The sequence below is a fragment of the Salinibacterium amurskyense genome (genome assembly GCF_002797685.1).
In the GTDB taxonomy this organism is placed as follows: domain Bacteria; phylum Actinomycetota; class Actinomycetes; order Actinomycetales; family Microbacteriaceae; genus Rhodoglobus; species Rhodoglobus amurskyensis.
This window is the reverse complement of record NZ_PGFH01000002.1, coordinates 55,830-79,068: the sequence shown is the minus strand read 5'-3', so window position 1 is coordinate 79,068 and position 23,239 is coordinate 55,830. Positions and strand designations below refer to the sequence as shown.

The window sequence follows — 23,239 nt, the reverse complement described above, 5'->3', positions numbered from 1 at the left end:
ATCCAAGTGGATGAACGAGCCCCCTATGGGAATCGGACCCATTACCTCTTCCTTACCAAGGAAGTGCTCTACCAATGAGCTAAGGGGGCACACAAAAGCGCAGAACGCGCGATTGGCACCGTAAGAGACTAGCACCCGTTAAGGGCCTCTAAGTACGCTTTTGGCCTAAAAGTGGCCGCGAATGAAGATTAGTTGACCGCATTCGCCGTGAGCCACGCGTAGGGGTCAACAGGAACATCATCCAGATGGATTTCGAAGTGCAAATGAGCACCATAAGCGATGCCAGTTTCGCCCACGAGTCCGATGAAATCGCCGGCCTTAATTTCTTGACCGACAACGATCGGGCTTGAGTCAGTGATCATGTGCGCATAAAGGCTGGTCACTTGCTGGCCGTTGATGGTGTGCGAAATCACCGCGTGGTAGCCGTAACCCGACCAGTCGGCTTGGATGAGCTCCACCGTGCCGTCTGCGACGGCATAGATCGGTGTTCCGGATGCTGCCGCAAAGTCGGTTCCCTTGTGGAAGCCGCTTGAGCGGTACCCGAATCCATCAGTGATCGGAATCGAATAGGGGAACGGCCACCGGATAGCGCCCGTCGTTGCGCGGTATTCGTAGTCCACGCCGGCGTACTTGAGGGCGAGCACTTCGGCGTACGAAATGACCTTGATGTTGTCGTGGGCAGCAACTTCGCTCTCGACGTCATCCGAGACAGCCAGCGACTGCGTGGTGCGCGGTGTGGCACTGAGCGCGGCCACGTCTGCTGCTGGCGCTCCTGCGGCGATGACGGCCGAATCTGCATTCATAAACACGTTTGAAGGAACGGAGACGCCAACCAGAATCGGGAAGGCAAACAGCATGGCCACCAACGAGAGGGCTTTGGATGCTGAGCGCTTGCCGCTTGAGCCCGACGAGCTGCTCGGGGCGAGCGCCTTGCGCGACACCCACACACGCTTCGACTTAACCGTGGAACCGCTCTTCTTGCGAGAACGCGGAGCCGTTGCCGCCGCGGCTTGCTTTGGAGTTCGAGCGGCCTTGGCAGCCTTGCCGGGCTTCGAGCGCTTACGCGAAGCGGGCGTCGCCACCGGAGCTTCGGCTGTCGTTGCGGCGGCGGCATCGTACGAGGACGCCACGAGAGTGGTGGGGGTGATTCCGAGAAGATCGAGGGGCTCGTCAGCTCGAATGCTCGTGGGTGCTGTATCGGGCACTGATTCGGTGGTTGGCGCGCTCACTGTTGCGATCGGAGCGGTGAAGAGTCGTTCAGAAACCGTCGGAGCGCCTGGGGCGGGCGGAACGACAGAAGCCGGGGCGGAAGTCGCTGCCACCGGAATAGCCGGCACCTCTACAGCGGCCTGCTTGTTGCGCATCGAGCGACGACTCGGCAGCGCGGCCGCAGTCACAGCCGAGCTGCTCGCAACGACCGCTGGTTCGACAACGGCGCGTTCAACGAGCTCAGCTTCAACAAGCTGCGCCGGGATGACGGTCGGTGCAACCTCGACCGCTACGGCCTCGGCAATCTCGGGCTCAGGGTTCGAACTCGAACTCGATGGGCTCGAGTGCGACGTGAACAGATCGGCGAGAACGGGAGCAACCGGCGCCTCCACCGGATGCTTCGAGCTCGACTTCTTGCGACTGCCTTGCTGCGCTTGACGCTCACGCTCGCGCAACTCTTTACGAGTGAGGGGAGGGTTCTCCCCTGTTCCCGGGTGCTGTGGGAATTGGGTGTCGCGGCTCATATACCGAGCCCTGGGTGGCGGGAGGAGAACGTCACTGCGGCGTAAGCGCTCGTCAGCAACATTCTTCTCCTCCACGCGATTCACCTGCTAGGTGTGAATGCATAATTCGGGTGATTGACCCACGCAGGTCGGGTTGCGCGGGTAACAGATTCATAAAGGCTAGCGTGCAAGTGGTCTAGTTGCCAGACCTTTTTTAAGTGGTCTACTTACGCGTTTAGCTGCTTCAATACTGCCTCAAGTTTCTGAGCAACGGCTGGTTCCGCAGCGAGGATAAAGTCCTTACCTTCCGCCTCGGTTCCACGCCCCTTCACGGTCGCCCCGGCCTCGCGGGCAATAAGCGCACCGGCCGCGTGATCCCACGGATTCAGGCTTCGCTCGAAGTACGCGTTGACTCGCCCCGAGGCCACCATGCAGAGGTCCAAGGATGCCGTTCCCATGCGGCGAATATCGCGCACCTGTGGGAGAAGGTCTGCAATTACTCGCCCCTGCTCCACGCGCAATTCCTGCAGGTACGCAAATCCCGTTGCGATGAGCGCTTCAGAGAGGTCTACTTCGTCAGCCACGTGCAGCGGTTGGCCGTTGAGGTGGGAACCACCGCCGAGCGTGCCCGTGTAGGTCTCCCCCGCGCCCAAGTTCACGACGGCACCGGCGAGCGCCTTCCACGATGAGGGTTCAGGCTCACCCTCAACGACGGCAATGCTGATCGCATAATGCGGGATGCCGTAGAGATAGTTCACAGTGCCATCGATCGGATCAACGACCCAGGTCAGTCCACTCGTGCCACGTTCTGCTCCGCTCTCCTCGCCCAGAAAACCGTCTTCGGGGCGAGCGTCGGCAAGGAGGGTGCGAATGAGCTGTTCGCTCTCGCGGTCGGCGTGAGTCACCACATCCACCGAGGAAGTTTTACGGTCGGCGACCGCGACTCCTCCTATGCGCCGTTGAGCAACAAGCTCGGCGGCTTGCGTTGCAACGCTGCGGGCGAGATCCAAGAGTTCGTCGTGAGGCATTACTCCAGCCTAGGCCGCACTCGTCGCGTACTCATGCGTTTCGAGTCTGGCTCGAAGCGCACGTGACAGCGCCAGCGCAGCCTCGTCTGCGGCGGCCCGCTCCTCGGGCGCTGTCTTCTGAGGCGTTCCGGCCACGAGAGCGAGGTCGGCGGCGAACAGCGTCTTCGCCCAGTCCGCGTGAGAAAGCTCGTGGCTGCCGGCGAGCGCGCTCTGCAACCGCAGCACGTCTTCCCGTAGGGCATCAGCGTTGTCGACTCCCCACATCCGCAGCACTTCTGGCCGGCTGTCAGCGGATGACGTCAGCCGCCCCAGGCTGCGAATCACATGAGCGAGCTCGTCGTTGTCGAGGTCGAGCGCGACGGGCGGGTCAACACGGTCAGCCTCGGCCTGCACTGCCTCTTCGCGTTCGATGCGCAGAGATTGCATGGTGTCGACAATTACGGCGATGAAGAGGTTGAGGGTGATGAAGGCGGCGATCAGGATGAAAGGCACGAAGAACAGCCACGCCATCGGCATCACTTCCATGATCGGGCGCACGATTCCCATCGACCAGCTCTCGAGCGTCATGATCTGGAACAGCGAGTACGTCGACTTGCCGATTGAGCCGAACCAGTCGGGGAACTGGTCTCCGAAGAGTTCCGTCGACATCACGGATGCCACGAAGAAGACGAGAGACATCAGCAGGGCGATGGCGCCGATACCGGGGAACGAGCGAAGCAGCGCTTCAACGACCATCCGCACCTGAGGAAGAAACTTGATGACGCGCAGGATGCGGAGCACTCGAAGTGCGCGAAGAACAGAAAGTGGTCCAGAACTGGGCACAAGCGCGATCGCCACCACGATGAAGTCGAACACCGACCAGCCGTCGGTGAAGAAACGCTTAGGGCCGTAAGCGACGAGCTTGAGAACGAGCTCGATCACGAAAACAACGAGCGCAATTGAGTCCAAGAAATGGAGCACGTCGTACGTCGTTGTGCCCTCGTCTGCTGTGGTTGCAAGGGCAATGATCACCGCATTGATCACAATGACCGCGAGAACGAAATTCTGAACGAGGGCGGAGTCGACAAACTGAGCGAGTCGGCTACGAAACGATGGACTCTCGGGTGGAGTAGTTGGATTCACGCGCCCATTATTCACGAAAGGCCCCGCACTGTGCGCGCGGGGCCTTTCGAATAAGTGGTGGCGAGTGAGGGATTCGAACCCCCGAATGCGAAGCAGTCTGATTTACAGTCAGATCCCTTTGGCCACTTGGGTAACTCGCCAAGACGCCTCCGGCCACATGTATTCATCTGACCGAACGCGCTGGACAAGGATACAAGGAATCTGAGCGCCGTGTGACCACTTCGGCAAAACTGGCCTGCAGGAGTTCTGGGCGTTGCCCGGGTAGCATGGGGATATGGCTGATTCTTCGTTTGACATTGTGAGCAAAGTTGACCAAATGGAGGCGGAAAACGCCGTCAACCAGGCGCAAAAGGAGCTTGCTCAGCGCTACGACTTCAAAGGCGTAGGCGCTTCGGTGGAGTGGACCGGCGAGAAGCTTCTTCTCAAGGCAAGTGCGGAAGAGCGCGTGAAAGCTGTTCTCGAGGTGCTCGAGGCCAAGTTCATCAAGCGCGGCATTTCGCTGCGCAGCCTCGACGCGGGTGAGCCCTTCCCCAGCGGCAAGGAATACCGCATCGAGATCAGCCTCAAGAACGGCATCTCGTCTGAAGACGCCAAGAAGATTTCCAAGATCATTCGCGACGAAGCTCCTAAGAGCGTCAAGTCACAGATTCAGGGCGATGAGCTGCGCGTGCAGTCGAAGAGCCGCGATGACCTGCAGTCGACGATGGCGCTGCTCAAGGGCAAAGATCTGGAAGTTGCTCTCCAGTTCGTGAACTTCCGCTAACAACTCTCCAGCATGGATGTTCCCCCGCTGAATCGCGGGGGAACTCGTTAGACTTCGCCCATGGACTTGGGCAGCATTGACTTCAGCTTTACGGCGATTCTCGCCACTGCTCTTGTCGTCATCGACTTTGCGATTCGCGTGCTGTCGATCATTTACGTTCCGCGCAATCGGCGACCGCAGACCGCCATGGCCTGGCTGCTCGCCATCTTCTTCATCCCGTACGTCGGCATCCTGCTGTTCCTGATTTTCGGCAGCCGCAAGCTCCCCAAGGGCCGCCGCGACAAGCAGTCGGAGATCAACCAGTTCATCGTCGAGTCGACGGAGGGCATGGATCAGGTCAAGCAAGATCAGCCTTGGCCCTCATGGCTTGAGCCCGTCGTCGAACTCAACCGCACTCTTGGCGCAATGCCGCTCGTCGGCGGCAACTCGGCAACGCTGCACTCTCACTACGAAGAGTCGCTCGACGCCATGACCGCCGAGGTCGACACAGCATCCCGCTTTGTGCACGTCGAGTTCTACATTCTTAGCCTCGACGACACCACTCGTCCATTCTTCGACGCGCTCGAACGGGCGGTGGAGCGCGGCGTTCGGGTGCGGGTGCTTCTCGACCACATCGCCTCGCTGCGGGCTCCGGGCTATCTCGCTACGATCCGTCACCTCAAAAAGATCGGTGTCGACTGGCGCGTCATGCTGCCGGTCCAACCTCTCAAGTGGAAGTTTCAGCGTCCCGACCTGCGCAACCACCGCAAGCTCCTCATTATCGACGGCAACGTTGCGTTCACCGGTTCGCAGAACATGGTCGATTCCTCGTACAACAAGCGCTCCAACCTCAAGCGCGGCCTCGAATGGAAAGACCTCATGGTGCGCTTCGAGGGCCCCATCGTTTCGGGAATCAACGCGCTCTTCATCACCGACTGGTACAGCGAGACGGATGAACTGCTCGTGCGAGAGGGAAGCCTCGCCCTGACTGCAGAATCCCCCGCCAGCCTCGACGCGCAGGTGGTGCCGAGCGGGCCGGGATTTGAGGGTGAGAACAACCTTCGACTGTTCAACTCCTTGCTCTACGCAGCCCAGAAGCGGGTCATCATCACGAGCCCCTATTTCGTGCCGGATGACTCCATGCTCTACGCCATCACAACGGCAGCCCAGAGCGGGCTCGACGTGCAGCTATTCGTCTCCGAGGTCGGCGACCAAGCCCTCGTTTATCACGCACAGCGCAGCTACTACGAGACGCTATTGAAGGCGGGAGTGAAGATCTGGCTGTTCCCGAAGCCGACCGTCTTGCACGCCAAGCACTTCACGATCGACGACCAGGTCGCCGTGATCGGTTCGAGCAACATGGACATGCGCTCGTTCAGCCTCAACCTCGAAATCTCCGTGATGGTTCGCGGTGCCGAATTTATTGCAGACATGCGCCAGCTCGAAGCCGAATACCGCAGTGTCAGCCGAGAACTCACTCTCGAAGAGTGGATGAAGCGCCCGCGGCGGTCAAAGGTGCTCGACAACCTTGCGCGCCTCACCGCCGCGGTTCAGTAGCCCTTCACTAACGGTGCGGCAGATACTGCTGCACCGCGAGTGTTGCGATAGCCCCGCTTGGAGCCTCCGCCCTACTCCGTGTCAGTGACTTTGGATGCCGCAAGCATTTCGTCGCGGTCAACTAGCTTGATGCGCGCACGGCCTTCAGCCTCGCCCAGAGCGATCTCGTGGGCATCCAGCGACTGCCACCCCTGCAGGTTCGTGTACTCGACGTCACGGCTCTTCAGGAGATCAACGATGGCCTGCTCGTCGGGGTTCTCGGGGCTCCACCAGTTGGCTTGGTCGTTCATGACGTGCTTGATGGTTTCCATCGCGTCAGACTTGGTGTGACCGATGAGTCCAACGGGACCGCGCTTGATCCAGCCCGTTGCGTACACGCCGTGAACCTGCTCGTCGTTGTCGTCAATGACCTGACCTTCACGGTTAGGAATGACTCCGCGGTTCTCATCGAACGGGATGCCGTCGAGCGGCGACCCGAAGTAACCAACAGCACGGTAGAGGCTCTGCACCGCAACCTCGCGGAACTCGCCGGTGCCGACGACTCCGCCCTGGCCGTCGGGCTTGGTGCGCTCGTACCGGAAGCCTTCAACACGGTCGGTGCCGAGCACCTCGACGGGGCCAGCATAGAAGTGCAAGTGCAGGCGACGCGAGGCGTTGCCCTTTTCTTCGCCGCGCCACTTCGTGAAGATGCGGTCGAGCACCATGATCTGCTTGTTCGACTCGATCGCGGCTTTCGATGCGTCGTCGTAGTCGAAGTCCTCTTCGTAAACGACCATGTCGACATCGTTGAGTTCGCCGAGTTCGCGTAGCTCGAGCGGCGTGAACTTCACCTGCATGGGTCCACGGCGGCCGAAGACGTGCACGTCGGTCACAGGGCTCGCTTTGAGGCCCTCGTAAACGTTGGCCGGAATCTCGGTCGGGAGCAGGTCATCCGCGTGCTTAGCGAGCATTCTGGCGACGTCGAGCGCGACGTTTCCGTTGCCGATTACGGCAGTCTCTTTCGCGTCGAGGGTCCACTCGCGCGGGTAGTCGGGGTGGCCGTCGTACCAGCTGACGAAGTCGGCGGCACCGTGGCTGCCCGGCAGATCGATTCCGGGGACCGGCAGCGGAGCATCCCGCACCGAACCGGTCGAGAAGATGACCGCGTTGTAGTGCTTCTTGAGGTCGTCAAGCGTGATGTCGCGCCCATAAGTGACGTTACCGAAAAGGCGGATGTTGCCGGTGTCGAGCACATCGCGCAGGGCGTTGACAATGCCCTTAATGCGCGGATGGTCGGGGGCAACGCCATAGCGTACGAGACCATACGGTGCAGGAAGCTGCTCGAAAAGGTCGATCGATACGTCGAACTGGCGCTCTGCCTTCAGCAGGATGTCAGCGGCGTAGATTCCGGCGGGGCCAGCACCAACAATGGCGAGTCGTAGCTTGCTCATCAGTTGTCGTTTCCGTTCATCTCGGTGCGCCCGGGGCGCGGGCGAGTGGGCGTACTAGTTGGAGCGTTCGACGATGCTTTCGGCAAAACGCGTCAGCGCTTTCTTGACCGAACCATCGGGCAGCGGCGCGAGGGCTTCAACAGCTTCGCGGCCCCAGCGACGGGCTTCGTCCAAAGTTTTCTTCGTCACGGCATGCTCGCGCAGGTCGGTGACCGCAGCATCAATAGCCGCTTCGTCGCCTTCGCCATAGAAGTTGGCGTTCACGTCGCGTTCGATGCGGGTAAGCAGCTCGGCGGCATCACTGTCGGTGAGGGCAAGCTCGCGCAGGTACAACAGTGGCAAGGTCGCAACACCGCTGCGCAGGTCGGTGCCAGCCTTCTTGCCCGTCTTGCCCGTCTCGGCCGAGAGATCAATGACGTCGTCAATGAGCTGGAATGCAACACCGATCTTCTCGCCAAAGTCGCGCACGGGAACCGTGTACTCCTTCGGCGCGTTCGAGAACATGACGCCAACCTCGGCCGCTGTCGCAATGAGGGAACCGGTCTTGTCAGCCAACACCTGCAGGTAGTGCTCCACGGGGTTCTCGTCGGGCTTCGGCCCCAGAGTTTCGTGAAGCTGCCCCAGGCAGAGGCGCTCAAAAGTGTTCGACTGCAGGATGAGCGCCTCGGAGCCCAAGCCTGCAATGAGCTTGCTCGCCCGCGCGAACAGCAGGTCGCCGGTGAGGATCGCGACCGAGTTGCCCCACACGTTCTGGGCGCTCGGAACGCCACGGCGCAACTGCGCCTCGTCCATAACGTCGTCGTGATAAAGCGAAGCGAGGTGAGTGATCTCTACGGCTTGAGCCGCCGTGACCACATCAGCGTTATTGCCGTCACCGAGCTGAGCGGTGAGCAGCGCGAGCACGGGGCGCACGCGCTTGCCGCCCGCTTCGAGCAGGTAGCGGCTCGTGGCATCCGCAATCTCGTCGGCAAAGCCCATGTGCGAGAGCAAACCCGCTTCGACCTCGTCAAGGCCCTTTTCAATTGCCGTCGCAAAACGACGCTCATCGCTTGAGGCGAAGAGTTTCTCCCCGAGCCCCAGAGAGGAGCTCAGAGTGTTGCTGCGACGAGCAGGCGGAACGCTCGGGTTCACTAATCGACCGGTTTCTTTTGCGAAGCGCTACGGCTTCGGTTTGACGTCTGAGTTGGTTTTTGCCGGCTTGATCGTCTTGATCGGACGAGTGGCATTTCCCTTGCGCTTGGCAACCGAAGCAAGCACGGTGGCGTCGACGGGCTTGTGCCCACGATGCATTGCCACGATGCCGGCGGTGAGGTTGCGGTACGCAACACGGGTGAAACCGGCAGCCCGGATCCACTGACTGAGCTCGCCCTGATCAGGCCACTCACGAATCGATTCCGCGAGGTAGGTATACGCCTCGGGGTTGGAGCTTGAGCGATCAGCAATGATCGGCATCACGCGATTGAGGTAGGTGAAGTACCCGGCGCGAACAATCGCGACGGGAGGCTTCGAGAATTCGGTGATCACCAAACGGCCACCGGGCTTGAGCACGCGGTACATCTCGGAGAGCGCCGCACGAGGGTCGTTGATGTTGCGCAGACCGAAGCTGATCGTGACCGCGTCGAACTCGTTGTCGCCGAACGGCAGCTGCTGAGCGTCGCCCTGGATGAACTCGATCTTCTTGTGGCGCTTGCGAGCCTGCTCGACCATGCCTGTGGAAAAGTCGAGGCCGACGACGCGAGCACCGTTACGGTGAAGAGCAGCAGAACTAGTGCCCGTTCCCGCCGCAATATCGAGGATGCGCTCCCCCGCTGCCGGCGCAACAGCACGCACCGTGGCGGCCCGCCACAGCAGTGCGTTTCCGGCCGAGAGCACGTTGTTCGTACGGTCGTAATGTTTTGCGACACCGTCGAACATTCCGGCTACGTCTTCCGGTCGCTTGTTCATGTCAGCCTTACCCACCCCTTTAGTCTAGGGCGCTCAGAGCCGATGCTCACTTTCTTGGCCGCAACTGACAGGTACTCTGATACTTGTGGGGCACAAAGGGGCTATAGAGCGGTCCGTACACGGGCAGAATCGGAGACAGAGCGATGGCTAGCACCCCCGACATCCTCAGCATTGTCACTCGGCCAACTGCAGCAGTGGATCGCCTCCTCGACTGGATCACTCCCCAGCACCCGATCGCCTTCGTGCGCGACGGCGAAGGTCTTGTGGGCATCGGTGAATTGCTGCGCCTCGAGTTCCGTGGTGCCGACCGCTTCACCGCCGCAGCAGCCGCGTGGAGCGAGCTCGCGCGCACCGCGATCGTGCACGACAGCGTCAAACGTCCGGGCACCGGCCTCGTCGCACTCGGCAGCTTCGCTTTCGCGGATTCCTCCGATTCCGTCAGCGTTCTCATCGTGCCGCGCATCGTTGTAGGCAGCCGCGACGGCATCCAATGGGTCACGACGATCACCACCGGCGAGACGAGCGGTTTGCCCGGCGCGTCCGATGGCCTCCCTGCTGGCCCTCACGAACCCGCCGGCGATCTCGTGCACGTTGACTTTGTGCCGGGCGAGATGAGCACCAAGAACTTCACCAAGACGGTGAAAGCTGCGCTGCGCGAAATCTCTCGGGGCTCCGCCGCCAAAATCGTGATCGCTCGCGACCAAAGCGCCGAACTGCCCGCCGACGCCGACCTGCGCTTGCCCATCACGTCGCTCGCTAATCGCTATCCCGACACCTTCACTTTCGCCGTCGATGGCCTCATCGGCTCAAGCCCCGAAACTCTCGTGCGCGTGCAGAACGGGGCCGTCAGCGCCCGCGTGCTCGCCGGCAGTGCCGCGCGCGGCGACGACCGCATCTCCGACGGGCGAGCCGCCGGAACCCTCATGAGCTCACCCAAAGATCAGAAGGAACATGCGCTCGCGCTGGCCAGCGTGATGGATGCCCTCGCCCCACTCAGCAGCGAACTGCACGCGGCATCCGAACCCTTTGCCTTGCAATTGCCCAACCTGTGGCACCTCGCGACTGACATTGAGGGACAACTCAGTCAGCGCTCCAGCGGGCTCGACCTCATTGGAATCTTGCACCCCACGGCTGCCGTCGCTGGCACGCCAACGCCTGACGCCATCCGGCTGATCGACGAGCTCGAAGGCTTCGACCGTGGCCGCTACGCCGGCCCGGTCGGCTGGGTGGATGCCAACGGCAACGGCGAGTGGGCCGTTGCGTTGCGCTGTGCCCAAGTCAGCGGCGCGCGCATTACCGCGTATGCCGGCGCCGGGATAGTCGCCGGCTCCGACGCCAAGAAGGAGCTCGCCGAGACGGAACTCAAGTTCCGCCCCATCGTGGAAGCGTTCGGCTAGAGCAGCAGAAACCAGCGTGTGGGGTTACGGGGCGATCTCCCGCAGCAGCTCCTCCACGTGGGCGCGGATCTCATCACGCACGCGACGAACGCCGCCAGCATCCAACTCGGCCGGATCGGTGAGTCGCCAATCGAGATAACGCTTGCCGGGATAGATCGGGCACGCGTCGCCACACCCCATGGTGATGACTACGTCGGCAGCACGCACGACGTCGTCGGTGAGGGGCTTCGGAAAGTCCTCCCCGAGGTCGAGGTCGACCTCGGCCATAGCTTCGACGACGCTCGCGAGAATCGCCCCTCCGGGCTCAGACCCTGCCGAGCGCACATGCACTCGATCCTTGCCGAGTTCACGCAACCAGGCTGCGGCCATCTGCGAGCGCCCCGAGTTCTGTACGCACACGAAGAGCACTTCCGGAACCGGCTTCGGAATGACCCCCTTGGCCTGCGCGAGAGCGGCGAGCCGATCGTGAGCAAAGCGGTAGGCCAAGCTCGGGAGATGAGTGGAGACCTTCGCCGTGCGCGCGAGCGAGGCGTACGACTCGAAGAGGGTGCGCTCGATGGTCTCTTCGCTCACCAACCCGGCGTACTGAGCTGCTAGTCGCTCCGCACTGCGGCGAAGCACGTTGTCGGGATCATTGAGGGGCAGTTGGCCCTCGAATGCTGGACGCATGGTTCCTCGTTTCGCTCGAACATTAAAAGCATAGATGGTTGTCTATGCTTTCACGTTGTTCGATAACGAGATTCACCCGCTGTTCATCGAGGGTCGCCGCGACGCACCGCAGCGCATCGCGCCGCACCTAGCTGTCGGCGAGACGCACTTTCTCGGCCTCCACGTCATAGTCGGCACTCGGCCACTGCGGGTCGATGCGCTCGAGAGCATCGAGGAGAAGCTGCTGAACCGCCCAGCGGGCGTACCACTTGTGGTTGGCCGGAATCACGTACCACGGCGCGCTTTCGGTTGTCGTGCGGCGCAGAGCGATCTCGTACGCCTCTTGGTATTCCGCCCAGAGCAGGCGCTCATCCACGTCACCCGGGTTGTACTTCCAGTGCTTCTCGGGGCGATCGAGTCGCTCTTGGAGCCGCTCTTTCTGCTCGTCGGCACTGATGTGCAGCATCACCTTGATGATGACCGTTCCGTTGGCCACGAGCTCTTCTTCGAACTTCTGGATGATGCCGTAGCGCTCTTCGACGGTCTCGGGCATGGAGAAGCCCCGCACTCGGTGAATCAGAACATCTTCGTAGTGCGAACGGTCGAAGACACCGATAAACCCTGCCTCGGGCAGTTCCTTGCGAATGCGCCAGAGAAAGTCGTGCGACTTCTCTTCATCCGTGGGCGCCTTGAACGCGTGAATCTGCACGCCCTGCGGGTCGACTCCTCCGATAACGTGACGAAGGATGCCGCCCTTACCCGCAGTATCCATGGCTTGCAGCACGAGCAAAACCCGGCGTTCGCCACCGAACTTGCTCTCGGCGAAGAGTCGCTCCTGAAGGGCGGCGAGTTTCTCGCCGTTCTTGGCTAAAGCCTTTTCGGCATCTTTCTTGTCGCCATCGAACTCGGGAGTGGATGACGGGTCGATGCCTGCAAGCTCGAAGTCGGCGGTGACTGGCGTGAGTGTGCTCATAGCTCAAGGCTACTCGCAGGCATTCAGTCCGACCCGTTGCCGGGGTCACTGCCGGGCGAGCGGAACCTCAATGATCGTTGGCTCGGGGTGAGCCGACAGCGCCTGATCGAGTTCGCCGCGGGTCGCCGCGAAAACGTAGCGCCAGCCGTAAGCCGCCGCGAGGGCTTCGATTGACGCATTCTGCTGGGTGAGCAGAACGCGGTCAAAGCTCTCGCCTGCCTGGCTCGCGACCTCGAGAACATCGAAGATGGTGCCGCCACCGTCGTTGCCGACGATCACTTGGATGCGCGGGCGAGGTTCTCCTGCGCCGAACATGAGAGCGCCCACATCGTGGAAGATGGCGAGGTCGCCGAGGAGCACGCGAGTGACTCCCTCGTTTCCCTTTTCGGCTTGGCTTGCGAGCGCAATACCGAGGCCCGTCGAAATGGTGCCGTCGATGCCGGCGAGCCCGCGGTTAGCGTGCACGGAAATCTTCTTGCCGGGAACAACGCGGTCCACTTCGCGAATCAGGCGTGAGGCACCGAGAACGAGGCGGTCGTGCGGCCACGTTGCACGCCACACGGCTTCCGCGAGCATCCGTCGGTCGACGGGAGTGCGCACAATCGCGAGTTCAGACTTGGCGTGGGTTCCAGCATCCGCATCAATATCGGGGGCAATGCTCTCGGTTTCGAGCAACTGGCGGCTCGTCGTTACCCAGCGCCCCAGCCAGGCGCGGTCGGCAGCTTCGCCCGAAACAGAAACCTCATCGACAAAGAGTCGCACGCAGCGGCCGGGGTTGTAGTCGTCTGCCGAGGGATGCCGCACGACGACAGTCTCGACGCCGCGACGCTGAATGAGCGCCGGAATTTCGCGGCTCAGAGTCGGATGCCCGAACACGATTACGCGTGCGACGCGATCGCCGAAGTTGGCCGTGTTCAACAGCTCGCGGTACGCCACGACGAGGTTGGGGCCAAAGTGGGCGCCGCTCGAAACCTCAGCGATGAGCGGTGCACCCAGCTCGCGAGCAACCTGCTCAGCCCGCGGGCCAGCGCCGGTTCCGGCCACCACCACGGTTGCCGGCGACGGGCTCAGCGCGAGCGTCGTGGGAGCGCCAGGCGACTGGTGCGTGGTGTTTTCCACCACGGGGTCGAGGTCACTAAAAAGATCGGGGAACACGGGCTCGCGGTGAGCCGCCGGTTCGGGGGCCACCTCGTTCTCGGTGGGATGCCAGACGAACGGCGCAGACAGCGGCTCGTCGAAAGACAGGTTGAGATGAACGGGGCCGTTGACCGCGGCGACTGCGTCGCGCGCGAGTTGGGCCGCGGCATCCATCTCGCCGGCAGCACCGGTCGGCGCCTCGACATCCCACGTCTGGTGAACAGCGGTGCCGAAAATTCCCGGCTGCTGAGTGGTCTGGTTCGAGCCAATGCCGCGCAGGGAATCCGGTCGGTCGGCGCTAATGATGATGAGCGGAACAGCAGAGTGATGCGCTTCGAGCACCGCCGGATGCAGGTTGGCTACCGCGGTGCCGGAGGTCGTGACGACCAAGACCGGCGATTGCGTTTCGACCGCGAGACCGAGAGCAAGGAAGGCTCCCACACGCTCGTCGATGCGCACGCGCAGTCGCAACAAGCCGTGCTTTTCGAACTCGGCAGCGGCAAGCGCAATAGCCTGCGAGCGCGAGCCGGGGCTCAGCACAATGTCTCGAACGCCGAGACGAACGAACTCTTCGAGAAGGGCTACCGAGAAATTGGTGGCCGGAGAGTTAGTTGGTCTTATCGTCATCGTCGAGATCTGCTAGTTCCTGTTCGAGGCGGCGAATGCGCTCATCCTGTTCTTCTTTGGCGCGCATGTTGCGCAAGAAATCGGGGTCATCGTCAGGCGCAACGGTGCGCGGACGACCAGAGCTAGAACTACGTGCCTTACCGAGCATGAACCAGAGCACTACGCCAATGACGGGCAAGAGCAGGATCACGATAATCCAGAGCGCCTTGGGCAATGCGCGCACGCGGCTGCGATCAGTCAGAGCCACATCCACAATGGAGAACACGTCGACCGCAACGAGTGCGAAGGCGAGAACGACCAATAGACGAGTCATGCCACCATTCTACGCTCGCAGGCTGCGCGCGGGATGCGAGCCTAGACTGATGCCGTGAAACCTTGGATTGCCTACACGCTGCTCCGCCTCGGAGTGTTCGCTGCTGCGTTCACTCTTCTCATGATTGCGGACACTGAGCCATGGCTCGCCGCCGTCATTGCGACAGTGCTCGGGTTCGCCGTTTCCTATGTCTTTTTTGGCAAGCTTCGGGATGCTGTTGCTCTCGATTTTGCCGCTCGTCGCGAAGGCCCGAGCCACGATCCCGATCGTGATGCCGAAGATGCCGAGGCCGACTTCGACTCTGCCGCCGAGCCTGTTGCTGACGACAACGCTCGCGAGTCTTCGCTAGAAGGCGATAGCCAGAGCGAGACCGATGCCGAACAGCAGAGCAGTGAGCCCCGTCAGCTTTAGCGCCAAGATCAGTTCGGCCGGTGTCTTGCCGGTGAGCACGATCACGCAGGCCGGGAGTGCTGCCAGCAGCACGAAGTACACGAGGTAGGCGTTGAAGTAGAGCAGGGTGTAGACGCCCAGAATGCCGAACGGTACGAGCATCGCGACGACGTAGAAGATTCGCGACGGCAGATTGCCCATTCGAACAGCCAGCGTGCGCTTGCCCGCGATCTTGTCTTGAGCGATATCCCGGATGTTGTTGACCATGAGCGTCGCGACCGCGAACAGCCCCACGGCGACGGCGGCCAGCCACGACTCTAGGTTCACGGTATCCGCGAGCACGTAGGTGGTTCCCGCCGTGGCAACGAGGCCGAAGAAGATGAAGACAAAGATCTCGCCGAGGCCGAGATAACCGTACGGGCGCTTGCCGCCGGTGTAGAAGTAGGCGGCGACGATCGCGGCCGCTCCCACCGCAAGTAGCCACCAGTGCTCGCTGCGCACGACAATGATGAGCCCTGCAACAGCGGCAATGCCGAACCAGACGAACGCGACCGTGATGACGGTGCGCGGGCGAGCGGCACCCGAGGCGGTGAGCCGACGAGGACCAACGCGGTGATCATCCGTTCCCCGCACTCCGTCGGAGTAGTCGTTGGCGAAGTTCACACCGATCTGCAGCGAGACCGCGACCACGAGGCAGAGCAGGGCGCGCAGCCAGTGCCAACCAGCACCGTCTTCTTCATGCGGCAGCACATAGGCGGCAGCGGTGCCGAGCGCTACGGGAGCAAAAGCGAGGGGAAGCGTCTGGATGCGAGCGCCGCTGATCCAGTCGCGTGCCGTTGCCTTGGCAATCTTGGGTGCTTTCGGCGGGCGCCCACCGGGGCGGCCACTCTTGTTCTTTCCGGCGCCGGCATTCTTGTTGGCGTTCTTGCCCGCCGCCGAACTCGACTTCGAGCCCGCCTTCGGCGAGACGGTCTTCGGATCGATGCGTTGCTGTTTGGGAGAGGCCACGGAGGGATTCTACTTAAGCACGACTGACGCTAAGGCGAGTTTGTCGGGTTTTCCCGTCGAAAGCATAGGAATCTCATCGATCAGGATGACGCGAGCGGGAGCCGCTGCCGTCGAAGACAGCTGGGCAGCGACCGACTGGCGCAGCACATCCAGCTCGATGGCTGTCGTCGTGATGACGACGGGAGCTTCGCCCCACTCTGGATGCGGAGCCGCCACCACTACCGCGGCACTCTGCCCGGGAAGCGCCCGAACAGCGGTCTCCACCTCGGCGAGGGAAACCTTCACCCCGCCCGAAATGATCATGTCGTCGGCGCGGCCGCGAACCCTCAGCACGCCGTCCACGACCTCCCCGACATCGTCGGTGCGGTACCAGCGCACGCCCTCGTGCAGGCGGAACGAGAAGGCGCTGCGGCGCGGATCGTCGAGGTAGCCCTCAGCGAGCATCGGCCCCGAAAGTTCGATGCGGTCATCCACGAGTCGTAGGCCCACACCGGGCAGCGGTTTACCGTCCCAGACAGCACCACCGCTGGTCTCGCTTGACCCATACGTCGTCGAGACGGCGAGGCCGCGAGCGCGAGCCGCCGCCAGCAGAGCGATCGGTGTCGACTGGCCGCCGACCAAAATCCGAGTGAAACGAGAGAGGGCCGCGACAGCTTCATCCGACTCGAGCAGTCGCGAGAGTTGTACGGGCACGAGCGAGACAAAGCGACGCTCGGCAGTGAGTTCGGCCGCAGCAGCCACGAAGGTCTCCGCCGTGAACCCCTTCGGAGGCATGAGTGCGGGTTCGGTGCCGGCAAAGTACGAGCGCGCCATCACGTTGATGCCCGCGATGTAGTGCGCCGGAACGGCCAGCAGCCACTGGCCAGGCCCACCCAGAAGTTCGTCGGATGCCGCAGCACTCGCCTTCAACGCCGCAGCACTGAGCATCACGCGCTTGGGGCGGCCGGTCGATCCGCTCGTTTCCACAATGACCGCAACGTTCGCGGGCACGGTCTCGGGTAGGCCAGAGGGGGAGGTCGGGTGCGGCAAAATCGCGGCTCCCGATCCATCGAGTGCTGGCTTCAGCGCCGCCCACACCTTGCGGGGATCGCGGGCGTCAACAGACCAGAGTTCTCGGGTCGGAGTGTTTTCAGCGGTCACGGGTAAACCTCTCTGCGTTGAGTTGTCGGTGCGTTAGAACTGCGGGAGCACTAGCGGCTCGGGGCTTTAGTACAGAAGGAGCGTTAGTACTGCCAGGGGAAGGGCGACCAGTCGGGTTCGCGCTTCTGCAGGAATGAGTCGCGGCCTTCCACAGCCTCATCGGTGCCGTACGCCAGGCGGGTGGCTTCGCCGGCGAAGACCTGCTGGCCCACAAGACCGTCGTCGACAGCGTTGAGGGCGAATTTGACCATGCGGATGGCGGTGGGCGACTTGGTCATGATCGTGGTCGCCCAGTCGTAGGCCGTGGCTTCGAGCTCGGCGTGGGGCACGGAGGCGTTGATCGCTCCCGCGTCGAGGGCGCGCTGCGCGTCGTACTCGCGGGCAAGGAAGAACACCTCGCGGGCAAACTTTTGGCCGACCTGGCGGGCGAAGTAGGCGCTGCCGTAGCCGGCGTCGAACGACCCGACGTCGACATCCGTCTGCTTGAAGCGGGCGTGCTCGGTGCTGGCAATCGTGAGGTCACAGACCACATGAAGCGAGTGCCCTCCCCCGGCAGCCCAGCCCGGAACGACGGCGATAACGACCTTGGGCATGAAGCGGATGAGGCGCTGCACTTCAAGAATGTGCAGGCGGCCGGCTGCGGCACGGCGCTTGCCCGCGGCTGCAGCAGCTTCGGCCTCGGCTTCCGCTTCGGAGAGCCCTGCAGCGGCGGTGGGGTTTGTGGCGCCCTCTTGGCCTTCGTATTCATAGCCAGCCCGGCCACGGATGCGCTGGTCGCCGCCGGAGCAGAACGCCCAGCCGCCATCCTTCTCGCTCGGCCCGTTGCCGGTGAGGAGAACGACACCGATGCGCGGGTTCTGGCGCACGTCATCCAGAGTTTGGTACAGCTCGTCGACGGTGTGCGGCCGGAAGGCGTTGCGCACTTCAGGGCGGTCGAACGCGATGCGGGCAATCGTGCCCGTTACATCGTGGTGATAGGTGATGTCGGTGAGGTCATCAAACCCGGCGACTGATCGCCACAACTTCTCGTCAAAGATTTCGGAAACAGGCGCCATGGCTCCACCATAACCATCGCGGCGCCGAGCGGGCTGATGCCGAACCGTTGGGGCCGAGCTTCTCTTCTCCGCCGAGAGCCGTTAGCGGTCGAAGAACCGAAAGACGGTAAGCACGATGAGTGGATTGGCCAGCACTGCGAGCGCAAGACCGAACGCCGCCCAGCGCCGCTGCAGACCAAGAATGAGCGAGATCACTGCGGTAATCGCCGCCGAAATCGAGGTGATGATCGTGGCGTAAGCGAGCGCCGTGCCGGTGGGGTAATCGCCTCCTGCCGAGACGATCATGGCGACGATGAAGAGCACGAGTGTTGCAAAGCCCAGCGCCGCGGCGATGAATCCAACCCAGCGTGGTCGCGGGCGACGCGCTACTGGAGTCTCTTCGGGTTCGACGGTCTCGTCTGACTCGCCATCAACGGGCGCATCAGTTTCTTCGTCATCGACAACGCCGACGACGTAATACGGCACGACTTTGGTCGCAACGCGCTCGATATCACCCGGATTAGTCACGCAATTACCCTAACTGACAGTGGAACTTGTCAGACTGGGAACATGTTCCCTTCAGTGAACGAAATTCTTGACACCGCCCATGTCGTGTCGTTGCCCATGACGTCGCGCTTTCGCGGCATCGATCAGCGTGAAGCTCTGCTCTTTCGCGGCCCGCAGGGGTGGAGCGAGTTCTCCCCCTTCGTTGAGTACGACGACGCCGAAGCGACCCCGTGGCTCGTGGCCGCGATCGACTACGCCTTCAACGAGCAGCCGCCGCTCGTGCGCGATCACGTGTGGGTCAATGCCACCGTGCCTGCTGTACCCGCCGACCTCGTCGAGGCGGTGCTCGAGCGCTTCCACGGTTGCCGCACCGCGAAAGTGAAAGTCGCCGAGCCTGGCCAGACCTTGGCGGATGACATTGCTCGCGTCGCCGAAGTGCGTCGCGTGATGGGCCCGGCGGGTCGCATTCGCGTCGATGCCAACGGCGCGTGGACAGTGGATGAGGCCGAGCGCGCCGTGCACGCCTTCGCCGAATTCGACCTCGAGTACGTCGAACAGCCCTGTGCCACCGTGGAAGAACTGGGCGAGCTGCGCACCCGCATCAAGTACATGGGAATCCCGGTCGCCGCAGACGAAAGTGTGCGCAAAGCCGCCGACCCACTCGCTGTGGCGAGAGCGGGTGCCGCCGACCTGCTGGTGATCAAGGCTCAGCCGCTGGGTGGCATCTCTCGCGCACTGGCGATCGTCAACGATGCCGGGCTGCCCGTCATCGTTTCCAGCGCCTTAGAGACCTCGGTGGGCCTCGCAATGGGCGCGCACCTCGCCGCCGCCATCGAGCCCCTCGACTATGACTGCGGACTTGCCACGGCATCCCTACTCGCCGCTGACGTGACGGCCTCTCCCCTGCGGGCCCGCGATGGCCAGCTCGAAGTGCGCCGCGTTGATGCCGACGAAGCGCTGCTCACGCGGTGGGCCGCCAATCCCGAACGAACGCAGTGGTGGCTCGACCGCCTGACGCGCTGTCACGAACTAGGTAAAAACTACTCACAGCAGTAGCGAGGCCGCTCAGTAGGCTGGCTCCGTTGGTCGCCACCGAGGGCGGTCTGGTTTCGAGGAGTACAGATGTCTACTGAGTTGCGCCGCCTGCGTGCACTAGCCGCCGTCAGCGTTCTCAGCTTGGGCGCGTTGACCGCGTGCAGTGCGCCCGCGGATTCTGAAGAGCCCGTGGCTTCGGAGACGGATGCCTCGGCTCCTGCTGAGCCCGAAGAAGAGATGGTGAGCGGCCCCGAGTGCCTTATCGGCGATTGGTACATTGCCGAAGACCAGATGCAGGGCTTCTACAGCGCCGTCAGCGGCACCACCGAGGGACTCAACATCAGCGTGGAGGGCGGAACAGGGCTCTCGTTCACCGACACGACGTACACCTACACGCCCGACTTCACGATCCTTCTTGAGGTGGCTGGCAGCGAAGGCGTTGGCTCGATTACTGGCGCTATTGACGGCGATTACGAAGCAAGCGACACCGTCATCACCACTTCGCACGACGAGAGCGATATTGCAATGACGGTAACTGTTGGCGGGGTCAGCGTTGACGGCACCGACCTCACCGAGGGATTCCTCAATAGCGCCCCGATCAACTCGGCGCCCTACGAGTGCGGCACCGATGGCCCGATCATCCAATTCTCGACGGGCGACGACAGCCCGACGGTGGCCATGCAGCTGACTCCCGCCAGCTAGGCTCGACAACCCTGAGCCGCTTTCGGCTCTCCCAAGCAAACGCTGGGGTGCTGCTCGGTGCGGCCCCAGCGTTTTTCTTTGCCTCGGCGATGTGGGTAGCGGCTGCGGCTGCCGTTGCGGCGCCGCAGCTCCAGCCGAAGCCGTAGCCGAGGCCGAAGTTGCAAATACTGTTTACAGGCCTGAGTAGGCGTGAAGTCCCTTGAAGAAGAGGTTCACGACCGTGAAGTTGAAGACGATCGCGAGGAAGCCGACGATCGCGAGCCACGCTGAACGCGAGCCGCGCCAGCCGCGAGTTGCCCGGGCATGAATGTAACCGGCGTAGAGGGTCCAGATGATGAAGGTCCAGACCTCTTTCGTGTCCCAGCCCCAGTAACGGCCCCACGCACGCTCAGCCCAGACAGCGCCGGCGATAAGCGTGAAGGTCCACATGACAAAGCCGACAACCGTAAGGCGGTACGCCAAGGTTTCGAGGCGGTCAGCAGCGGGCAAGGTGTCGAGGAAGCGCAGCTTGAGCGCCTTGCCGGCTTCGCGGCGTGCTTGCATGAGCTGCACGATCGAGAGGCTGGCAGCGAGGGCAAAGAACCCCGTACTGAGACTGGCGACGAACACGTGGATGACCAGCCAGGCCGACTGCAGCGCAGGCGGCAGGGGTACGACATCCACGTAGAAGCTGGAGGTGCCAACGCCCAAGGCGATCAGCACGAAGCCCGTGATAAACGAACCGAGGAAGCGCAGGTCTTGCCAGAACTGAACGATGAGAAAGACACCGACGATAAGCGCGGTGGCGGTGAGCGTGAATTCGAACATGTTGGCCCACGGCACACGGTTTGCAGCAACGCCGCGGAAGATGACCGCACCGACGTGCAGCACCCAGGCGAGCACCGTCATCGCCATCGCGAGCTTGAGTGACTTGGGCGAGTGCGCGACAATCTTCGACTCGGATGCCCCTGCCGTCGTCAGGGTGTCGGTGCCGCCCACACTGGAGCCGTTCACCATCACGCTGGCCTGCTGGGCGGATGCCGAAGCAAGACCGGTCGCACGCGCTGCGGAAGCGTCGCTCGACTCTGCCGAACGGCGCGCCAAGTCGACAGCAAACATCACGAACGCAAGGGTGTAGATCGCCATCGCTGAATAGACCGCAATCAGCGAATACGACACGAAGGTCTCAGTCACGAATCCACCCTAACCCCGAGTTGCTGGGAATGTTTCTCGGCAAAGTCTGTGACCGCAGCTTCGAGGTTGGGGTCATCGCCGCGAGCCAGTGCGGCGTACTCGATTGTTGTGGTTCCCGAAGCGTCGGTGCGGGCTGAAACCCACATGCGGCGACGCGGCACAAAGAGGCTGGTGATGAGTCCGGCGAAGAGCAAGACGGAGAACAAGAGCACGGGCAGTTGCGAGGGGTCGTGGTGAACATCGAGCGACACGAAGCGCGGGATGCTCGTCAACTCGACGCTGCCGAGGTCGTTGGGCAGCTCGAGCCGATCGCCGGGAGTCAACCGCAGTGTTTCTGCCTCGGAGGTGCGCCCCGCTACTTGCTCAAGAGAGTCGGTGTTGAGCGCATAGGCGTTGGAGCCTTGGCCGTTGTCGAGGCCGAGATCGCCCTCGTACACCTCCAACGTGAGCACGGGTGAGATGAGGTCGGGATAGACAGACGCGAGCGCTCCCGAGCTGAGAGTGCCGGTGGTCGGGTAAAGAAAACCGAGCATTCCGATTTGCTGGTCGAGACCATCCGGAATTTTGATGACGCACGTGCTGCCGAGGTTGGCATCGAACGGAAGGCACGGCGTTGGTTGCGACCAGATGACCTTCTCATCGGCGTCACGCACGGTGAGCACGGGCGCATAGCCATTACCGAGGAGGTACAGGTTAGTTCCGCTGAGGCTGAGCGGCTCGTTGACCTTGATTTGCGACTGCTGCGGTTCTTCGCCACGCACGGTGGTTGTGACGTTGGCCGTGAAGTCGATCGCTTGACCGATCGCTTGGCGGTTGTTCTGCTCGTACACGGGCTCGAACGAGTCCAGCGCGACGGTATACGGATCGAGCGCCTCATCCGTGAAGAAGCGGCCTGGGTTGAACGAGTCGTAGCTGGCGAGCGAATTGCTAAAGGCGTAGCCCTCGACAACAACGCGCTGGCCGGTGTAGCCGAAGCCACCACCGATTCCAACCGTGACCAGAACGCCCACGAGCGCGGCGTGGAACACGAGGTTTCCGGTTTCGCGCAGGTAGCCGCGTTCGGCGCTGACCGAGTCACCGTAGAGCTCGGTGCGGTAGCGCTGCGAGCGCAGCAGTCGGCGGGCGGAGGCGATGGTCGTGTCGACATCCGCTTCGGTGGTGCGCGTCGTGAAGCCCTGCAGGCGCGAGAGTCGAGCGGGGGTTTTGGGCGGGCTGGCACGCAGAGCATCGAAGTGGTGCTTGGTGCGCGGCAGCACACAGCCGATCAACGAGATGAAGAGCAACAGGTAGATCGACGAGAACCACACCGAGGTATAGGTGTTGAAAACTTGGAAGAAATCGAGCACCGCAGCGGTGTCGGGGTAGTTGGTGCGGTATGCGATAACGCCGTTGGGGTCCGAGGTGATCTGCGGAACAAGCGAGCCCGGGATCGCCGCGACAGCCAGCAGCAACAGCAGGAACAGCGCGGTGCGCATGCTCGTGAGCTGACGCCAGAAGAACCGCGCGTAGCCCGCGAGATTCAGTCGCGGTTGCTGAACTTTGCTTTGCGGTGCGGGCGCCGGAGCATCCATGTGGTCGCTCGGACGCGTTGCATCGCCCTCAGTCATCGAGTTATCCGCG

22 protein-coding genes and 2 tRNA genes are annotated in these 23,239 nt (G+C 62.4%); 6 read left to right on the top strand and 18 right to left on the bottom strand.

The window, feature by feature from the left end:
* Positions 1–17: 17 nt before the first annotated feature.
* From CLV85_RS09515 to CLV85_RS09495, 5 genes are all read right to left on the bottom strand, one after another.
* A tRNA-Thr gene (locus CLV85_RS09515) sits at positions 18–89 on the bottom strand.
* Between the two features lie 99 nt (positions 90–188).
* A complete protein-coding gene (locus CLV85_RS09510; RefSeq protein WP_205030368.1) occupies positions 189–1,733 on the bottom strand; it encodes a peptidoglycan DD-metalloendopeptidase family protein in 1,545 nt (514 codons plus the stop codon).
* Between the two features lie 206 nt (positions 1,734–1,939).
* Positions 1,940–2,740 (bottom strand): inositol monophosphatase family protein, encoded by an 801-nt coding sequence (locus CLV85_RS09505; protein ID WP_100389403.1) that lies wholly within the window; start codon positions 2,738–2,740, stop codon positions 1,940–1,942.
* 9 nt (positions 2,741–2,749) lie between these two features.
* Positions 2,750–3,862, bottom strand: a complete 1,113-nt coding sequence (locus tag CLV85_RS09500) for an ion transporter (RefSeq protein ID WP_205030367.1) — start codon at positions 3,860–3,862, stop codon at positions 2,750–2,752.
* A 55-nt stretch (positions 3,863–3,917) separates the two neighbouring features.
* A tRNA-Tyr gene (locus tag CLV85_RS09495) sits at positions 3,918–4,002 on the bottom strand.
* Positions 4,003–4,136: 134 nt separating this feature from the next.
* On the opposite strand from CLV85_RS09495, the gene CLV85_RS09490 reads away from it, so the two are divergent.
* Together CLV85_RS09490 and cls are read left to right on the top strand one after the other, a co-directional pair.
* Complete coding sequence (locus tag CLV85_RS09490; protein WP_100389401.1) at positions 4,137–4,625, top strand: YajQ family cyclic di-GMP-binding protein; 489 nt, start codon at positions 4,137–4,139, stop codon at positions 4,623–4,625.
* 60 nt (positions 4,626–4,685) lie between these two features.
* The gene (gene cls / locus CLV85_RS09485) at positions 4,686–6,161 is read left to right on the top strand and encodes a cardiolipin synthase (RefSeq protein ID WP_100389400.1); all 1,476 of its coding nucleotides are present in this window, start codon (positions 4,686–4,688) and stop codon (positions 6,159–6,161) included.
* A 71-nt stretch (positions 6,162–6,232) separates the two neighbouring features.
* Here the strand turns inward: cls and CLV85_RS09480 are convergent, their stop codons facing one another.
* Genes CLV85_RS09480 through ubiE form a run of 3 tightly spaced genes read right to left on the bottom strand, consistent with a single transcriptional unit; the run spans position 6,233 to position 9,550 of the window.
* Complete coding sequence (locus tag CLV85_RS09480; protein WP_100389399.1) at positions 6,233–7,591, bottom strand: FAD-dependent oxidoreductase; 1,359 nt, start codon at positions 7,589–7,591, stop codon at positions 6,233–6,235.
* Positions 7,592–7,645: 54 nt separating this feature from the next.
* The gene (locus CLV85_RS09475) at positions 7,646–8,722 is read right to left on the bottom strand and encodes a polyprenyl synthetase family protein (RefSeq protein ID WP_100389398.1); all 1,077 of its coding nucleotides are present in this window, start codon (positions 8,720–8,722) and stop codon (positions 7,646–7,648) included.
* A 27-nt stretch (positions 8,723–8,749) separates the two neighbouring features.
* The gene (gene ubiE, locus CLV85_RS09470) at positions 8,750–9,550 is read right to left on the bottom strand and encodes a bifunctional demethylmenaquinone methyltransferase/2-methoxy-6-polyprenyl-1,4-benzoquinol methylase UbiE (RefSeq protein ID WP_229820567.1); all 801 of its coding nucleotides are present in this window, start codon (positions 9,548–9,550) and stop codon (positions 8,750–8,752) included.
* Between the two features lie 128 nt (positions 9,551–9,678).
* Here ubiE and CLV85_RS09465 point away from each other — a divergent pair, with 128 nt between their 5' ends.
* Positions 9,679–10,932: an isochorismate synthase gene (locus tag CLV85_RS09465; RefSeq protein WP_100389397.1), complete on the top strand. Its 1,254-nt coding sequence runs from the start codon at positions 9,679–9,681 to the stop codon at positions 10,930–10,932.
* Positions 10,933–10,956: 24 nt separating this feature from the next.
* Here CLV85_RS09465 and CLV85_RS09460 read toward each other — a convergent pair whose 3' ends face one another.
* From CLV85_RS09460 to CLV85_RS09445, 4 genes are all read right to left on the bottom strand, one after another.
* The gene (locus tag CLV85_RS09460) at positions 10,957–11,601 is read right to left on the bottom strand and encodes an arsenate reductase ArsC (protein ID WP_100389396.1); all 645 of its coding nucleotides are present in this window, start codon (positions 11,599–11,601) and stop codon (positions 10,957–10,959) included.
* A gap of 127 nt (positions 11,602–11,728) precedes the next feature.
* Complete coding sequence (locus tag CLV85_RS09455; RefSeq protein WP_100389395.1) at positions 11,729–12,553, bottom strand: PPK2 family polyphosphate kinase; 825 nt, start codon at positions 12,551–12,553, stop codon at positions 11,729–11,731.
* Positions 12,554–12,598: 45 nt separating this feature from the next.
* On the bottom strand, positions 12,599–14,317 hold the full coding sequence (menD, locus tag CLV85_RS09450) for a 2-succinyl-5-enolpyruvyl-6-hydroxy-3-cyclohexene-1-carboxylic-acid synthase (protein ID WP_100389394.1): 1,719 nt from the start codon (positions 14,315–14,317) through the stop codon (positions 12,599–12,601).
* Positions 14,298–14,630, bottom strand: a complete 333-nt coding sequence (locus CLV85_RS09445; RefSeq protein ID WP_100389393.1) for a PLD nuclease N-terminal domain-containing protein — start codon at positions 14,628–14,630, stop codon at positions 14,298–14,300. Before CLV85_RS09445 ends, menD begins: the two co-directional genes overlap by 20 nt.
* A gap of 54 nt (positions 14,631–14,684) precedes the next feature.
* Between CLV85_RS09445 and CLV85_RS09440 the strand changes: the two genes are divergently transcribed.
* Complete coding sequence (locus CLV85_RS09440; RefSeq protein WP_100389392.1) at positions 14,685–15,041, top strand: DUF4229 domain-containing protein; 357 nt, start codon at positions 14,685–14,687, stop codon at positions 15,039–15,041.
* Here the strand turns inward: CLV85_RS09440 and CLV85_RS09435 are convergent.
* From CLV85_RS09435 to CLV85_RS09420, 4 genes are all read right to left on the bottom strand, one after another.
* Positions 14,976–16,028, bottom strand: coding sequence for a 1,4-dihydroxy-2-naphthoate polyprenyltransferase (locus CLV85_RS09435; protein WP_100389391.1), 1,053 nt, complete (start codon positions 16,026–16,028; stop codon positions 14,976–14,978). The genes CLV85_RS09440 and CLV85_RS09435 overlap by 66 nt on opposite strands.
* A gap of 9 nt (positions 16,029–16,037) precedes the next feature.
* Entirely contained in the window at positions 16,038–17,168 is a 1,131-nt protein-coding gene (locus tag CLV85_RS09430) for an AMP-binding protein (RefSeq protein WP_100389390.1), read from the bottom strand.
* Positions 17,169–17,251: 83 nt separating this feature from the next.
* Positions 17,252–18,223, bottom strand: coding sequence for a 1,4-dihydroxy-2-naphthoyl-CoA synthase (locus CLV85_RS09425; RefSeq protein WP_100389389.1), 972 nt, complete (start codon positions 18,221–18,223; stop codon positions 17,252–17,254).
* 81 nt (positions 18,224–18,304) lie between these two features.
* Positions 18,305–18,730, bottom strand: a complete 426-nt coding sequence (locus CLV85_RS09420) for a 1,4-dihydroxy-6-naphthoate synthase (protein ID WP_100389388.1) — start codon at positions 18,728–18,730, stop codon at positions 18,305–18,307.
* 42 nt (positions 18,731–18,772) lie between these two features.
* Between CLV85_RS09420 and CLV85_RS09415 the strand changes: the two genes are divergently transcribed.
* Together CLV85_RS09415 and CLV85_RS09410 are read left to right on the top strand one after the other, a co-directional pair.
* Positions 18,773–19,765 carry an o-succinylbenzoate synthase gene (locus CLV85_RS09415; RefSeq protein WP_100389387.1) on the top strand — a complete coding sequence of 331 codons (993 nt, stop codon included), beginning with the start codon at positions 18,773–18,775 and terminating at the stop codon, positions 19,763–19,765.
* A 66-nt stretch (positions 19,766–19,831) separates the two neighbouring features.
* Positions 19,832–20,446, top strand: a complete 615-nt coding sequence (locus tag CLV85_RS09410) for a hypothetical protein (RefSeq protein WP_100389386.1) — start codon at positions 19,832–19,834, stop codon at positions 20,444–20,446.
* Between the two features lie 171 nt (positions 20,447–20,617).
* On the opposite strand, the gene ccsB is transcribed toward CLV85_RS09410, so the two are convergent.
* Entirely contained in the window at positions 20,618–21,619 is a 1,002-nt protein-coding gene (gene ccsB, locus CLV85_RS09405; RefSeq protein ID WP_229820570.1) for a c-type cytochrome biogenesis protein CcsB, read from the bottom strand.
* Positions 21,616–23,226 carry a cytochrome c biogenesis protein ResB gene (resB, locus tag CLV85_RS09400; protein WP_169925811.1) on the bottom strand — a complete coding sequence of 537 codons (1,611 nt, stop codon included), beginning with the start codon at positions 23,224–23,226 and terminating at the stop codon, positions 21,616–21,618. Before resB ends, ccsB begins: the two co-directional genes overlap by 4 nt.
* Positions 23,227–23,239: the final 13 nt, after the last annotated feature.

What these genes read in the sequence shown, in the direction of transcription:
- CLV85_RS09510 (WP_205030368.1), bottom strand. Translation starts at nt 1,733, where the DNA reads ATGAGCCGCGACACCCAATTCCCACAGCACCCGGGAACAGGGGAGAAC.
- CLV85_RS09505 (WP_100389403.1), bottom strand. Translation starts at nt 2,740, where the DNA reads ATGCCTCACGACGAACTCTTGGATCTCGCCCGCAGCGTTGCAACGCAA.
- CLV85_RS09490 (WP_100389401.1), top strand. Translation starts at nt 4,137, where the DNA reads ATGGCTGATTCTTCGTTTGACATTGTGAGCAAAGTTGACCAAATGGAG.
- cls (WP_100389400.1), top strand. Translation starts at nt 4,686, where the DNA reads ATGGACTTGGGCAGCATTGACTTCAGCTTTACGGCGATTCTCGCCACT.
- CLV85_RS09480 (WP_100389399.1), bottom strand. Translation starts at nt 7,591, where the DNA reads ATGAGCAAGCTACGACTCGCCATTGTTGGTGCTGGCCCCGCCGGAATC.
- CLV85_RS09465 (WP_100389397.1), top strand. Translation starts at nt 9,679, where the DNA reads ATGGCTAGCACCCCCGACATCCTCAGCATTGTCACTCGGCCAACTGCA.
- CLV85_RS09460 (WP_100389396.1), bottom strand. Translation starts at nt 11,601, where the DNA reads ATGCGTCCAGCATTCGAGGGCCAACTGCCCCTCAATGATCCCGACAAC.
- CLV85_RS09455 (WP_100389395.1), bottom strand. Translation starts at nt 12,553, where the DNA reads ATGAGCACACTCACGCCAGTCACCGCCGACTTCGAGCTTGCAGGCATC.
- menD (WP_100389394.1), bottom strand. Translation starts at nt 14,317, where the DNA reads ATGACGATAAGACCAACTAACTCTCCGGCCACCAATTTCTCGGTAGCC.
- CLV85_RS09445 (WP_100389393.1), bottom strand. Translation starts at nt 14,630, where the DNA reads ATGACTCGTCTATTGGTCGTTCTCGCCTTCGCACTCGTTGCGGTCGAC.
- CLV85_RS09425 (WP_100389389.1), bottom strand. Translation starts at nt 18,223, where the DNA reads ATGGCGCCTGTTTCCGAAATCTTTGACGAGAAGTTGTGGCGATCAGTC.
- CLV85_RS09415 (WP_100389387.1), top strand. Translation starts at nt 18,773, where the DNA reads ATGTTCCCTTCAGTGAACGAAATTCTTGACACCGCCCATGTCGTGTCG.
- CLV85_RS09410 (WP_100389386.1), top strand. Translation starts at nt 19,832, where the DNA reads ATGTCTACTGAGTTGCGCCGCCTGCGTGCACTAGCCGCCGTCAGCGTT.
- resB (WP_169925811.1), bottom strand. Translation starts at nt 23,226, where the DNA reads ATGACTGAGGGCGATGCAACGCGTCCGAGCGACCACATGGATGCTCCG.